Source organism: Bradyrhizobium sp. AZCC 2262 (genome assembly GCF_036924535.1).
Taxonomy (GTDB): Bacteria; Pseudomonadota; Alphaproteobacteria; order Rhizobiales; family Xanthobacteraceae; genus Bradyrhizobium.
The window spans coordinates 6,340,484-6,354,099 of sequence record NZ_JAZHRT010000001.1 but is presented as its reverse complement, the minus strand read 5'-3'; the positions used below and the strand labels follow the sequence as shown (position 1 = coordinate 6,354,099).

The 13,616-nt window shown below is 64.3% G+C and carries 11 protein-coding genes and 1 pseudogene; 7 read left to right on the top strand and 5 right to left on the bottom strand.

What is annotated here, in order from left to right:
- Positions 1–29: 29 nt before the first annotated feature.
- Positions 30–579, bottom strand: a pseudogene (locus V1283_RS29720) (cupin domain-containing protein).
- A gap of 154 nt (positions 580–733) precedes the next feature.
- On the opposite strand from V1283_RS29720, the gene V1283_RS29715 reads away from it, so the two are divergent.
- Positions 734–2,062: an aspartate aminotransferase family protein gene (locus V1283_RS29715; RefSeq protein WP_334390163.1), complete on the top strand. Its 1,329-nt coding sequence runs from the start codon at positions 734–736 to the stop codon at positions 2,060–2,062.
- A 61-nt stretch (positions 2,063–2,123) separates the two neighbouring features.
- Positions 2,124–3,389: a D-amino acid dehydrogenase gene (locus V1283_RS29710; protein ID WP_334390162.1), complete on the top strand. Its 1,266-nt coding sequence runs from the start codon at positions 2,124–2,126 to the stop codon at positions 3,387–3,389.
- Positions 3,390–3,707: 318 nt separating this feature from the next.
- Here the strand turns inward: V1283_RS29710 and V1283_RS29705 are convergent, their stop codons facing one another.
- Together V1283_RS29705 and V1283_RS29700 are read right to left on the bottom strand one after the other, a co-directional pair.
- Complete coding sequence (locus V1283_RS29705; protein WP_442895789.1) at positions 3,708–6,005, bottom strand: molybdopterin guanine dinucleotide-containing S/N-oxide reductase; 2,298 nt, start codon at positions 6,003–6,005, stop codon at positions 3,708–3,710.
- Positions 6,006–6,025: 20 nt separating this feature from the next.
- Positions 6,026–6,709: a cupin domain-containing protein gene (locus V1283_RS29700; protein WP_334390160.1), complete on the bottom strand. Its 684-nt coding sequence runs from the start codon at positions 6,707–6,709 to the stop codon at positions 6,026–6,028.
- A 152-nt stretch (positions 6,710–6,861) separates the two neighbouring features.
- Between V1283_RS29700 and V1283_RS29695 the strand changes: the two genes are divergently transcribed.
- The 4 genes from V1283_RS29695 to V1283_RS29680 are packed head-to-tail and all read left to right on the top strand — an operon-like array spanning position 6,862 to position 10,379.
- Entirely contained in the window at positions 6,862–7,632 is a 771-nt protein-coding gene (locus V1283_RS29695) for an ABC transporter substrate-binding protein (RefSeq protein ID WP_334390159.1), read from the top strand.
- A gap of 56 nt (positions 7,633–7,688) precedes the next feature.
- Complete coding sequence (locus V1283_RS29690) at positions 7,689–8,342, top strand: amino acid ABC transporter permease (protein ID WP_334390158.1); 654 nt, start codon at positions 7,689–7,691, stop codon at positions 8,340–8,342.
- Positions 8,339–9,070, top strand: coding sequence for an amino acid ABC transporter ATP-binding protein (locus V1283_RS29685; RefSeq protein WP_334390157.1), 732 nt, complete (start codon positions 8,339–8,341; stop codon positions 9,068–9,070). The genes V1283_RS29690 and V1283_RS29685 overlap by 4 nt, the downstream gene beginning before the upstream one ends.
- A 16-nt stretch (positions 9,071–9,086) precedes the next feature.
- A complete protein-coding gene (locus V1283_RS29680) occupies positions 9,087–10,379 on the top strand; it encodes an NAD(P)/FAD-dependent oxidoreductase (RefSeq protein ID WP_334390156.1) in 1,293 nt (430 codons plus the stop codon).
- A 302-nt stretch (positions 10,380–10,681) separates the two neighbouring features.
- Here V1283_RS29680 and V1283_RS29675 read toward each other — a convergent pair whose 3' ends face one another.
- Entirely contained in the window at positions 10,682–10,918 is a 237-nt protein-coding gene (locus tag V1283_RS29675) for a hypothetical protein (protein WP_334390155.1), read from the bottom strand.
- 74 nt (positions 10,919–10,992) lie between these two features.
- Positions 10,993–12,585, bottom strand: a complete 1,593-nt coding sequence (locus V1283_RS29670) for a gamma-glutamyltransferase (protein WP_334390154.1) — start codon at positions 12,583–12,585, stop codon at positions 10,993–10,995.
- A gap of 200 nt (positions 12,586–12,785) precedes the next feature.
- Between V1283_RS29670 and V1283_RS29665 the strand changes: the two genes are divergently transcribed.
- Positions 12,786–13,517: a gamma-glutamylcyclotransferase gene (locus V1283_RS29665; protein WP_334390153.1), complete on the top strand. Its 732-nt coding sequence runs from the start codon at positions 12,786–12,788 to the stop codon at positions 13,515–13,517.
- Positions 13,518–13,616 lie beyond the last annotated feature (99 nt).

Here is a 13,616-nt window from a genome sequence, read left to right as displayed (position 1 = left end):
CGGGTTGATGAGTATACGCCCTTGCTCCCTCAAAACGTCGGCGGCGTGCAGGCGCTGATCACTTCGCACGGCTTTCCGCCGACGCAGCGGAAGCGATGCGGCCTCCGGCTTTCGAAATAATAGGCGTCGCCGGGGATCGAGGATACGGCGCTCGTCATCGACGGTCACCTCCAGCCGGCCAGAAACCACGATGCCGCCTTCCTCGCCGTCATGTGTCAGCGGCACCCGGCCGGTGTCGCTGCCCGGCTCGTAGCGTTCTTTGAGGATTTGCAGGCTCCGGCCAAACAGATTGTCGCCGATCTGCCGATAGGAGATCGGCTTCTTGCCGATCTCGGTCAATTCGTCTGAACGGTAGAACGCCTTGCGCGGCCGCTCCGGCTCGATCGCGAAGAATTCGGCAAGGCCCATCGGCAGCCCGTCGAGGATGCGCTTGAGCGCGCCGACCGAGGGGTTCATCTGGTTGGATTCGATCAGCGAGATCGTCGAATTGGTCACCCCGGAGCGCTTGGCGAGCTCGCGCTGCGACAGCTTGTGGCGGGCGCGAACGAAGCGGAGTCGCCCACCGATATCGACGCTCATCGGAAATCCCTGTTGCAAGTGTTTCGGATCGAACAAATATGCCCCAGCGAGACCAGTAAAATCAATGGGTTGCCGGAGCGAAGAAAAGGACTTGTTGTGGCTTTCCGAGCGTGGCCCGGTGCTACCTTGCGCTGCCAGCACAGGAGCTAGAGCCGTGACCCTCCATCAGAAGCCGAACACCCTGCAAACCGATTCGTTCTGGATGCCGTTCACGGCCAACCGGCAGTTCAAAAAGGCGCCGCGGCTGTTCGCCTCCGCCGAGGGCATGCACTACACCACCGTCGACGGCCGCAAGGTGATCGACGGCTCGGCCGGCCTCTGGTGCGTCAATGCCGGCCACGGCCGCCGCCAGATCGCCACCGCCGTCGAGCGGCAGTTGACGAACCTCGACTTCGCGCCCTCGTTCAACATGGGCCATCCGCTGGCGTTCGATTTTGCCGAACGACTGGCCGAGATCGCGCCGAAGGGACTCGATCGTATCTTCTTCACCAATTCGGGTTCGGAGTCAGTCGACACCGCGCTGAAGATCGCGCTGGCCTATCAGCGCGCCATCGGACAGGGGACGCGGACGCGCCTGATCGGCCGCGAGCGCGGCTATCACGGCGTCGGCTTCGGCGGCATGTCGGTCGGTGGCATGGTGGCGAACCGCCGCGCGTTCGCAACGCACCTGCCGGGCGTCGATCACATCCGTCACACCCATGATCTCGCCCGCAATGCATTTGCGAAGGATCAGCCGGAACACGGCGCCGAGCTCGCCGACGATCTCGAGCGGATGGTGGCGCTGCATGGCGCCGACACCATCGCCGCCGTCATCGTCGAGCCGGTGCCGGGCTCGACCGCGGTGCTGCCGCCACCGAAAGGCTACCTGAAGCGCCTGCGCGAAATTTCCGAGAAGCACGGCATCTTGCTCATCTTCGACGAGGTCATCACCGGCTTCGGCCGGCTCGGCGCGCCGTTCGCGGCGGATTATTTCGGCGTCACGCCCGATATGATGACGACGGCCAAGGGCATCACCAACGGGACCGTGCCCTGCGGCGCGGTGTTCGCCAGCCGCAAGATCCACGACGCGCTGATGAACGGCCCGGAAGGCACGATCGAGCTGTTCCATGGCTATACTTATTCGGCGCATCCGACCGCCTGCGCGGCGGGCCTTGCGACGCTCGACATCTACAAGGACGAGGGGCTTTTGACGCGCGGCGCTTCGATGGCCGAATACTGGCGTGATGCACTGCATTCGCTGAAAGGTCTGCCGAACGTGGTCGATATCCGCAACGTCGGCCTGATGGGCGCCGTCGAAGTCGCGCCACGCAAGGAAGGGGTCGGAGCGCGCGGCTATGATGTCATGGTCGATTGCTTCAATCGTGGGCTTTATCTGCGCATGAGCGGCGATTCCTTTGCGCTGTCGCCGCCGTTGATCGTCGAGAAAAGCCATATCGACGATATCGTTTCGATCCTGGGCGACGCCATCAAGCGCGTGGCCTGATCCTTGCTCGCAAGAGCAACAGAAGCCGCGGGACAATCCCGCGGCGGATGCGTGAGGGATCGTGAAGACAATCGTTCTCGGCAGTGGCGTCATCGGCGTCACCACGGCCTATTATCTGGCGCGCGCCGGCCATGAGGTAACGGTCATCGACCGCCAATCTGAGCCCGCGCAGGAAACCTCCTTTGCCAATGCCGGCGAAGTGTCGCCCGGCTATTCCTCGCCCTGGGCCGGCCCGGGCGTGCCGGTGAAGGCCATCAAATGGCTGTTGATGCGGCACGGGCCGCTGGTGATCTGGCCCAAGCTCGATCCCGTGATGTGGATCTGGGGCATGAAGCTGCTGCGCAACTGCACGGCGGAGCGCTATGCCATCAACAAGAGCCGGATGATTCCGATTGCCGAATACAGCCGCGACTGCCTGCGGGCGCTGCGCGCCGAAATCGGCATCAAGTATGACGAACGCAGCCGCGGCACGCTGCAGCTGTTTCGCAAGCAGAAGCAGCTCGACGGCACCGGTGACGATATCGCGGTGCTCAAGCAATATGGCGTGCCTTACGAAGTGCTCGATCCTGCCGGCTGCATTGCCGTCGAGCCCGCGCTCGCTACTGCAAAGGTCAAGTTCGTCGGCGGTCTCCAGCTGCCGCAGGACGAGACCGGCGATTGCCACATGTTTACGCAGGCGCTTGCCAAGGAGGCAGCAAAGCTTGGCGTTCAGTTCAAGTTCAACACCGGCATCGAGCGGCTGGTTGCGGATGGCGGCAAGATCACCGGCGTCGTCACCAGTGCGGGGCTGCTGCAGGCCGATGCCTATGTCGCGGCGCTCGGGAGCTGGTCGCCGCGGATGCTCAAACCCATCGGCATTCCCGTTCCGGTCTATCCGGTGAAGGGTTATTCGATCACGGTGCCGGTCATCGATCCCGACGGCGCGCCGGTTTCCACCGTGATGGACGAGAGCTACAAGGTCGCGATCACGCGGCTGGGCGACCGCATCCGTGTCGGCGGCACTGCGGAAATCTCGGGCTATTCCGATACGCTCGACGCGGCGCGGCGCGCGACGCTCGATCATTCCCTGACCGACATGTTTCCGCGCGGCGGCGACCTCGGCAAGGCCACGTTCTGGAGCGGCCTGCGCCCGATGACGCCGGACGGACCGCCTGTCATTGGCGCCACGCGCTACAGCAATCTGCATCTCAACACTGGCCACGGCACGCTCGGCTGGACCATGGCCTGCGGATCGGGAAGGGTGCTGGCGGATCTGATGTCGGGGCGGAAGCCGGATATCGATGTGAGTGAACTCACGGTGAGCCGGTACGATCATCGGTTCGGGTAGTGGCGGTGCTCAGCCTCGCCCCGCGCGCGGGGAGAGGCCGGCGCGAAGCGACGGGTGAGGGGGACTCTCCGCGTACTCCCGTCTATCGAATTTGCGGAAGCAGCCCCTCACCCCGACCCTCTCCCCGCAAGAGCGGGGCGAGGGAGAGTAAAGCGCAGGCCGTCATTGCGAGGAGCGGAGCGACGAAGCAATCCATGCCTCAGCACGCGGCGGCATGGATTGCTTCGCTGCGCTCGCAATGACGGTGGAACTAGCTCGCTCTCGTCGCGCAATTCACCCGCCGCGCTGGCGTCATCGGCGGATGTCGTTGTCTCCGCCTCACCGCTGATCTGGAGGATCGAAGGCCCGGATCGCAGGCAGCGTGCCCTGGTACTTCTCGCACTCCACCACCGTCACCTGACCGCAGCAACCCTGTGCTAGTCGCGAGGTGCCGATGTCGCGGGTGAGCACGTTCGGATTGCCATGGATGCAGAGCGGATGCTCTGCTGCGCCGGCTTGCGGATCGTACCAGGCGCCGGTGGACAACTGCACCACGCCGGGCATGACGTCATCTGTGACCGCAGCGGCGGCCAGGCACGCGCCCCGATCATTGAAGAGGCGGACGATGTCGCCATCGGCGATGCCGCGGCGCGCCGCATCGTCGGGGTTGAGACGGACAGCTTCGCGGCCGGCAATTTTCCTGGACTGGCTGTAGGCGCCGAAGTCGAGCTGGCTGTGCAGCCTCGTCGATGGCTGGTTGGCGATCAGCGTCAACGGGTGGCGCGAATCCGGCGGTTCGGTCGACGGCAGCCATGCGGGGTGGGGCGGGCAATCGTCGTAGCCGAAGCCTGCGATGGTTTTCGAATAGATCTCGATCTTGCCGCTTGGTGTCGGCAGTCTTTTGTTGAGGGGGTCGTTGCGGAAGGCGCGCAGAAAGCCGCCGTCATCGGGGGCCGACGGCAGTGTGAGTTCGCCGCGCCGCCAGAATTCATCGAAGTCGGGCGCATCCCAACCGGCATCGGCAAGCGCGCGCCGCGTCGGTTCGTAGAGGGAGGCCAGCCATTGCCGGCTGTTGCGGCCTTCCGTAAAAGCCTGCTCGATGCCCAATCGCTGCGACAGCGCGGCGAAAATATCGAAATCGTCGCGGGCTTCGCCGACCGGGTCTATGGCCTTGCGCATCGCGACCAGCCTTGGATCGGTGGCGGCGGCGCCGATATCGTCGCGCTCCAGCGTCATGGTCGCCGGCAGCACGATGTCGGCAAATTTCGCCATCGGCGTCCAGGCGCTCTCGTGCACGACGATGGTCTGCGGGACATTGAAGGCGCGCCGCAGCCGGTTGATGTCCTGGTGATGATGGAAAGGGTTGCCGCCCGCCCAATAGACCAGCTTGATGTCGGGATACCGCATCGAGCGCCCGTTATATTCGAACGCCTCGCCCGGGTGCAGGAGCATGTCGGCGACGCGCGCGACCGGGATGAAATCGGCGGTGCCATTCTTGCCTTGCGACAGCGTCGGAATCGGGACCGCGTTGAACCGGCGGCCGGTGTGGCCGAGCGCACCGAGCGCGTAATTATATCCGCCGCCGGGCAGGCCGATCTGGCCGAGCATGGCCGCGAGCACCGCGCCCATCCACACCGGCTGCTCGCCATATTGCGCCCGCTGCAATGAGTGCGAGACCGTGATCAGAGTGCGCCCGCGCGGCAGCCGGCGCGCGAGGCCGGCGATCTGGGCCGAGGGAATGCCGGTGATATCGGCAGCCCACGCCGCGTCCTTTGCCGTCTTGTCGTCGCGGCCGAGCAGATAGCGTTCGAAGATGTCGAAGCCGGTGCAATAACGGGCGACAAAGGTGCTGTCCCACAGGTTTTCGACGAGCAGCGTGTGCGCGAGCCCCAGCATCAGCGCCACATCGGTGCCGACCTTGATCGGCAGCCATCGGGCGCCGGCTTCCTCCGGCATGTCGTCGCGCAACGGCGTGATGCCGTAGAATATCGCGCCGCGTTGCGCAGCCCTCTGCATCGCGCCGCGCTCGATGTGCCGGCTGATGCCGCCGCTGGCGACATCCGAATTTTTCAGCGCCATGCCGCCGAAGGCCAGCACGGTATCGGTATGCTCGGCGACCTGGTCCCACGTCACGTTTCGACGCGAGACGTCTTCGTAGCCGCCGATGACATGCGGCAGGATCACCGCCGAGGCGCCGGCGCTGTAGCTGTTCACCGAGCGTATGTAGCCGCCGAACGCCATGTTCAAGAAGCGATGAACCTGGCTCTGCGCGTGATGGAAACGTCCGGCGCTGGACCAGCCGTAGGAGCCGCCATAGACCGCGGCGGCGCCGTGCTCGGTTCGGATCCGCGACAATTCGTTGGCGAGCAGGTCGAGCACTTCGTCCCAGGGGCACGCGACGAATTTCTGGTCGAAGGTGCGCTCGCTGCGTACGCTCCGGTCCAGCCACGCCTTGCGCACCATCGGCCGCACGATGCGGGCCTTGTGGCGCATCGCCGTGGTGAAGTTCTGCAGGATCGAGGAGGGCGCAGGATCCTCCGCGTAAGGCTTGATATCCAGCGTCGCGCCGTTCCATCGCGCCGAGAACGCGCCCCAATGCGCGCTATGCGGGCTCCAATCCTCTCGGGCTTGATCCATTTCTTGTTCCAGACTGTCGCTCATGGCGCCGCCGTCACGCAATTCACCCACAGCACCACCGCTTTCGCATCTTCCGCCGGATTTGAAAAGCGGTGCGGGCGGCGGCTGGCGAAGCGAAAGCTGTCGCCCGTCTTCAGCGACCAGGACTCCGCGTCCACCGTCAGCGTCATCTCGCCTTCCAGCACCAAGCCGGCTTCCTCGCCATCATGCGTGTAGAGCTCATCGCCGGTGTTACCGCCGGGCTCCAGGTGCACGAGAAACAGATTGAGGCGGTTCTCCGTTCCCGCCGGGCTCAGCAATTGTTTTGATATGCCGGTGCGCCACAGTTTCAACTCGGCGCGCTGCAACTGGCGCGTCACCACGCCGCCGGAAGCGGGATCATCGCTTGGCTTTGAGCCGAACAGCGCGGCGATGCCGACGCCGAGCACATCCGCCAACGTTGCGAGCACGCGCAGCGAAGGCGACGACAGCCCGCGCTCGATCTGGCTGAGGAAGCCGATCGACAGATCGGCACGATCGGCGATCGTCTCCAGCGACAATTTGTGTTCATGGCGCAGTTGGCGAATGCGGCGGCCGACCGCAAGATCCATCGCCGGCTCGGCCGGCCGCGCGGCGGCCTTCGTCTTCGGCCTGCGCGCCGGCTTTGCCGTGGCCCTTGCCTTGGCCTTGGGCGCCGGCTTCTTGATTCTCCTGCCACCACTCACGTCAGCCTGCTTCCTTCATGTGCATGAAAATTGCTTGCAATGCCCTGGGAAGTGTGACCACAATTTCATAATGGTGAAAGTAGGCCGGAACGGCGTTTCCCGCAACTCTTTGGTCTGATGCGGGCGGCGGTGTTCGATCCAGGAGTGGTGCAATGGCTTTCAAACGTCTCGTCCAGGCCGCGATGACGGCCGTTGTTGTCGCCGCTGCTGCAATACCGGCATCCGCGCAGCAGGTGCTGAAAGTCGGTTCGACCCCGACCGGCATCCCCTTTACCTTCCTCGACACCAAGACCAACAGCATTCAGGGCATCATGGTCGATCTCATCACCGAGATCGGCAAGGATGCCGGCTTTGCCGTGCAGATCGAGCCGATGCAGTTCTCCGCGCTGGTGCCGTCGCTGACCTCGAACAAGATCGACATCATCTCGGCCGCGATGTTCGCAACGGCGGCGCGGAAGGAGGTGATCGACTTCTCCGACGCCGTCTACACCTATGGCGAAGGGCTCGTGGTGCCGAAGACCGACGCTAGGAATTACGCTTCGCAGCAAGACCTCAAGGGCGAGGCTGTCGGCGCCCAGGTCGGAACCGCCTTCGTCGACGCATTGAAGAAGACGGGATTGTTCAGCGAGGTCAAGGTTTACGACACCATTCCCGATATCTTGCGCGATGTGAATGCGGGCCGCCTCAAGGCCGGCTTCGCCGACTATCCGATCCTCGCCTACAATCTCAAGCAGGGCAATTTCGCCGAGGTGCGTCTGGTCGATTCCTACAAGCCCGTCACCGTTGGCACCGTGGCGATCGGAATCCGCAAGAGCGACACCGAGTTGCTGGCCAAGGTCAACGCCTCGCTCGCCAAGCTCAAGACAAACGGCACCATCGCCAAGATTCTCGAAAAATGGGGACAGAAGGCCGACGCCTCCTGATATCTTGCAGCGCGCCGCAACATTCCCTTGGCAGGACGCAACCCTGATCTGAGCCGATGCAGAAGTTTCTCAGCGACGCCGTCGAGTTCGTGCCCATCCTGCTACAGGGCGTCTGGCTGACGATCGTCGTCACAATCGGCTCGCTGGCGTTGTCGACCGTGCTCGGGCTGTTCTGGGCGCTGATGCGGGTGTCCGGCATAGGCGTGCTCGCCGGCTTGACTGCCGGGCTGATCAACGTAATCCGCGGCATCCCGATCATTGTGCTGCTGTTCTACCTGTATTTTGTGATGCCGGATTTCGGCATCGCGCTGACGGCGCTACAGGCCTCGATCCTCGGGCTCGGCATCGCCTATTCCGCCTACCAGTCGGAAAACTTCCGCGCTGGCATCGAGGCAATCGACAAGGGGCAGATCGAGGCGGCGCAGACCATCGGCATGGGTTGGTGGCTCACCATGCGCCGGGTGGTGTTGCCGCAGGCGGTGAAGATCGTGCTGCCGCCCTACGGCAACATCATGATCATGCTGCTGAAGGATTCCTCGCAGGCCTCGACGATCACGGTCGCCGAGCTGGCGCTGCAGGGCAAGCTGATTGCCTCCTCCACCTTCAAGAACACCAGCGTATTCACCCTGGTGGCGCTGATGTATCTGACCATGAGCATTCCACTCATCCTGCTGGTTCGGCATTTCGAGAAGAAGGCGAACCGGAAATGATCGAGCTCCAGGACGTCCATAAGAGCTTTGGCAAGGTCGAGGTGCTCAAGGGAATCTCCGCATCGATTGCCAAGAGCGAGGTCGTCTGCATCATCGGCCCCTCGGGCTCCGGCAAGTCGACCATTCTCCGTTGCATCAACGGACTCGAAAGCTACGATCGCGGCGACATCCGCATCGAGGGCGCCCGGGTCGACCGCAACGCGGCCTCGATCGTTTCGGTCCGGACGCAGGTCTCGATGGTGTTCCAGCGCTTCAACCTGTTTCCGCACCGCACGGCGCTCGAAAACGTCATCGAGGGGCCGGTCTATGTGAAGAAGGAGCCGCGTGCCGAGGCGCTGGAGCGTGGCCGCGCGCTGCTGGCGCGGGTGGGGCTGGCTGAAAAGGCCGATGTCCATCCGCCGCAACTCTCGGGCGGGCAGCAGCAGCGCGTTGCGATTGCCCGCGCGCTGGCGATGCAGCCGAAGGCGATATTGTTCGACGAGCCGACCTCCGCGCTCGATCCGGAACTGGTCGGGGACGTGTTGGGCGTGATGCGCAAACTTGCCGATGACGGCATGACCATGGTCGTCGTCACCCATGAAATGGCATTTGCCAAGGACGTCGCCGATCGCGTGCTGTTCATCGACGGCGGCGTGATTGTCGAACAGGGGCCGGCAAAATCCGTTCTCAACCAGCCGCAGCATGCGCGCACGCAGGACTTTTTGCGGCGCGTGCTGCATCCGCTCTAAACTTGGGTTGCTGTCCATGATTTCGCCTGTCTCGCTGCCGCTGCCGCCAAGTCTCTACGCCGATACGGCGGTGGCGCCGACACCGACGCCGCCGCTCGATGCGGACAAGAATATCTCGGTCGCGATCATCGGCGGCGGTTTTACGGGCCTGTCCACCGCGCTGCATCTCGCCGAGCAGGGCGTCGACGTGACCGTGCTGGAGGCGCAGCAGCCGGGTTGGGGCGCGTCGGGCAATAATGGCGGCCAGGTCAATCCGGGACTGAAGCACGACCCTGACCAGATCGAGGCCGATTTCGGCACTGAGCTTGGCGACCGCATGATCGCGTTTTCCTACGGCACCACGAACTACACGTTCGACCTGATCCGCCGCCACCAGATCCCCTGCGAGGCGCGGCAGAATGGCACGCTGCGCGCGGCCTACAATGAAGCGAGCGCGGCGGGAATCGAGAACACCGCAAAACAATGCATCCGCCGCGGCATGCCTGTGTCGCTTTTGGGTCGCGAGCAGATGCGCGAGATGACCGGAACCGACCGCTATCTCTGCGCCATGCTGGACAATCGCGGCGGCGACCTGCATCCGCTGAGTTATGCGCGCGGCCTGGCACGCGCCGCGATCGCGGCCGGCGCTGCCGTTCATGGCGAGACGCCGGCGCTCTCGCTGTCGCGTGAAGGTGCCGGCTGGCGCATCGAGACGCCGCGTGGAATCGTGAACGCCGAAAAGGTGCTGCTGGCGACCAACGGTTTTACGGATGATCTGTGGCCGGGCCTGCGCCGCACCATCGTGCCGGTATTTTCCTCGATCGCGGCCACCGCGCCGCTGCCCGAGGCGATCGCGCGCGAGATCATGCCGACGCGCCCGGTGCTGTACGAAAGCGGCCACATCACGGTCTATTACCGCATCGATGCGCATAACCGGCTACTGATGGGCGGCCGCGGGCCGATGCGCTGGATCAGCAAGCCGTCGGATGTTGCCTATCTCATCCGCTATGCGGAGCGGTTATGGCCGGGCGTGAAGGGTGCGACCTGGACGCACGGCTGGAACAGCCGGCTCGCAATCACGCCCGATCATTATCCGCATGTGCATGAGCCGGCGGAGCATCTCCTGATCTCGCTCGGCTGCAACGGCCGCGGCGTCGCACTCTCGACCGCGATGGGCGGGCAGCTCGCGCGCCGTCTGATCGGCGGCAAGAACGCCGCGATCGACATGCCCGTGACCACCATCAAGCCGATGCCGCTGCACGCGTTCTGGCCCGTCGGCGTGACCGCGGCGGTGCTGGCGGGACGGGTGCGGGACCGGCTGGGGATGTAGTCGGAACGGATCGTCGGACTTCACCATCGCGTCTATTCGCGAGCAGCATGGTGAACGTGGAGAATTTCTACCGTGTCACCCGATACCCGATAGAAAGATTTTGTATGGATATCGGATCAGCGGTGCGACACGAACTCCTGGTCGCTCGGAAACTTCCTGTGCGCTCTCTGGCCATCGGCCGACGCGCGCAATGACTGCGTGAAGCCGATGTTGGAACGCATCGGAAATGGCGGGGTAATGGTTAGCGATGTAGTCGAGGATACCATCGAGGTCAGCAAGCGCCTCGGTAGTATACACCACGTTCATGCAGGGCGGTGTTTCTGAAAAACCTGCTTGACCTGATCGTCGGTAGCGAAGCGGCCTTCGCGCGCTGCCTTCAAGCCTCTATCGATACCCTCAAGTTCCTTCGGTGTCGCATGATACGTACCCGCAGCCAGGCCTGCTTCAATCTCCAATGCGATCTCTGCGAGTTCGACCTGAGCTGCCTCAGGCCAAGCCTCGACACGGCGCAATGCGTCCTGAAGGATCTTGGTTGTCATGCCAGCAAATATAGCATGTTGTTCGCCCAATTAAAGAGGCGGTCGCGCTGGCGCGCATCTTCGTGTTTTAGACCTCACCCCTCCGCCACCGCCTCGCTCCACGGCTGGAACACCTCGGTCGCGCCGCTGTTGGTGTCGCCGTCGCGCAGCACGATGCTGGGGCAGGCGAATTTCATCGGCAGGGTCTGGACGCGCGCTTCCTCATAGTCGAAGCGCGTGCGCAGGGCCTCGCGCGCGGCCTGCGGCAGGCGCATATCGCCGATCACAACGGCGCCTTCGCTGGCATCGATGCGGGGCTGGTGGATCACCGCATCGAGGTCCATGCCGTAATCCATCACAAAGGACAGCAGCTGGCTCACCGCCGGCAGGATGCGCCGGCCGCCGGAAGCGCCGATCGCAGCGCGGCGGCCGTCGTGGGCCTGCGCCAGCACCGGCGTGTAATTGGTCAGGCAGCGCTTGCCCGGCGCCAGCGAGTTCGGCGCGCCCGGCGCCGGATCGAACCACATGATGCCGTTGTTCATGGTGATGCCGGTCTGGCTAGATACGAATTTGGAGCCGAAGGTCGACAGCAGCGTCTGCGTCACCGCGGCCATGTTGCCGTCGCGATCGACCGCCGAGAAATGCGTGGTGCAGGCCGGCGCCAGCGCTTCCGCGCCGAGCGCGCGCCTGCCGTCTTGATCGCCCATGTCCTTCAGCCGTTCGCGATAGGCCGCCTGCAGCGCCGAGGCGTAGGCGACATAGGCCGCCGCATCCGGTACGCCGCGCGCGGGCTTGAGATCGTTCTGCAACAGGCCGAGCGTGCGCGAAAGCGTTGGACCCGCGGTGAGTTCTGGTGTCGCGAACACCTCGCCGCCGCGATAGGGAATCGCCAGCGGCTCACGCACAGCGCTGCGGAACGGCTTGAGGTCTTCGACCGACAGCGCGCCGCCGGCGGCCTGGATGTCGGCGGCGAGGTTTTGCGCCAGATCGCCTTCGTAGAAGTCGCGCGGGCCGGCGCTCGCCAGATGCGCCATCGTGGCCTTGAGCCGGTCCTGGGGCATGCGGACGTTGGCCTTGATGCTCCATTGCGGATTTGGCGGCAGCCCGTCCTGCAGATAGGCCGCGGCGCTCGCGGGGTAACGCCGCAGATCCGCAGCCGCACTCGAAATCATCAGCGTGGTCCACCAGTCGACCGCAAGCCCTTCGTCGGCAAGCTTGACGCTCGGCGCCAGCAATTCCTTCCACGGCAGTTTGGCGTGGCGGCGATGCGCTTCCTCCATGCCGGCGACCACGCCGGGTACGGCGATCGAGCCGGGACCATGAAGGTTGCGGTCGTCCTTGACCCGCGGCCAGGGAAAAATATCCGATGCCGCGCCGTCGCCGGTCAGCGGATATTCCGCAAGGTTGAGGCTCGCCGGCGCGCGCATGCCGTAGTCGATCACTTCATAGCGGTCTTCGCGCGCCCGGTAGAGCACCATTGCGCCGCCGCCGCCGAGCCCGCTCATCCAGGGCTCCAGCACGCCCAGCGCAAACGTGGTCGCGATCACGGCGTCGACGCAGTCGCCACCCGCGGCCAGCACCTCGGCGCCGACGTGCCCGGCCCGGCTCGATTGCGCTGCGACGATGCCGCCTTTGGAGGTGACGGCGGGTTTGCGGATCGCTTGCGTGTTGGAAAACTGGTCGCGCATCGGGTGACTTTCGATATCGGGTGGAAGTTTGCGGGGAGGGCGTGGTCGAGGTGGACTTCATTACACCCTAAAAATCCTGGGCGAGCCATGACAGAATAACATGCAGGGGGAGCGCATCTGTTCGTCTTCATGGTTGGCGCCGGGCGGCCGACAATGGCAGATTGCGGAGAATTGTCGCGTCACCAAAGGGGCATGCCGGCTTGACTGCGGACGCATTCATTCATTTGCCCGAGCTTCGGACCCGGGTGACGCATCCGGAAAAATCGCTGCTGCGGCTGACACCGGAGATGTTTGCGATGTGGGAGCAGCGTGCGCGCGCCGCGGGATGGCCGGAAGGCTGGCGGCTGCCGGACGAGGTGATCGAGGCGTCACGGCTTGCGGTGCTCGGCGATCACAGAGCGGGCTGCGACCTCTGGATCTATTCCTACGGCTCGCTGATGTGGGACCCCGGATTTCATTTCGCCGAAGTCCGGCTCGCCGATGTCGAGGGCTATCAGCGCCGCTTTACGCTGAAGATCAATCTCGGCCGCGGGTCGCACGACTATCCAGCGCTGATGCTTTCGCTGGAGCCGCAGGAAGGACGTTGCCACGGACTGGCGTTCCGCATCGCTGCCTCCTCCGTCCATACAGAGACCGCGATCCTGTGGCGTCGCGAGATGCTGCGCGGCGGCTATGCGCCGGCGATGGTGCCGTTGCTCACGCCGCAGGGGCCGATCGAGGCGCTGGCCTTCGTGTCGAACCCTTCGCACCCGAGCTATGTCGGCGAACTGCCGTTTGCGGAGACCGCGCGCCTGATTGCGAGCGGGAAAGGTATCCTCGGCACCAACAGGGACTACCTCGTGCAACTGGCGACGCAACTCGACGCGCTGGGGATCGAGGATCCCTATGTCGCGCAGCTCCACGCCGAGCTTGGTGTCACGCCGGATATCTGAAGCAGCTAGCGGGGAGGCGACAACACGCGCCGCTTTTCAAACAATGTTTGAGCGCCCGTTTCCGCAGGCCCACCGGCATCCTGACGCAAGTGCATGGCG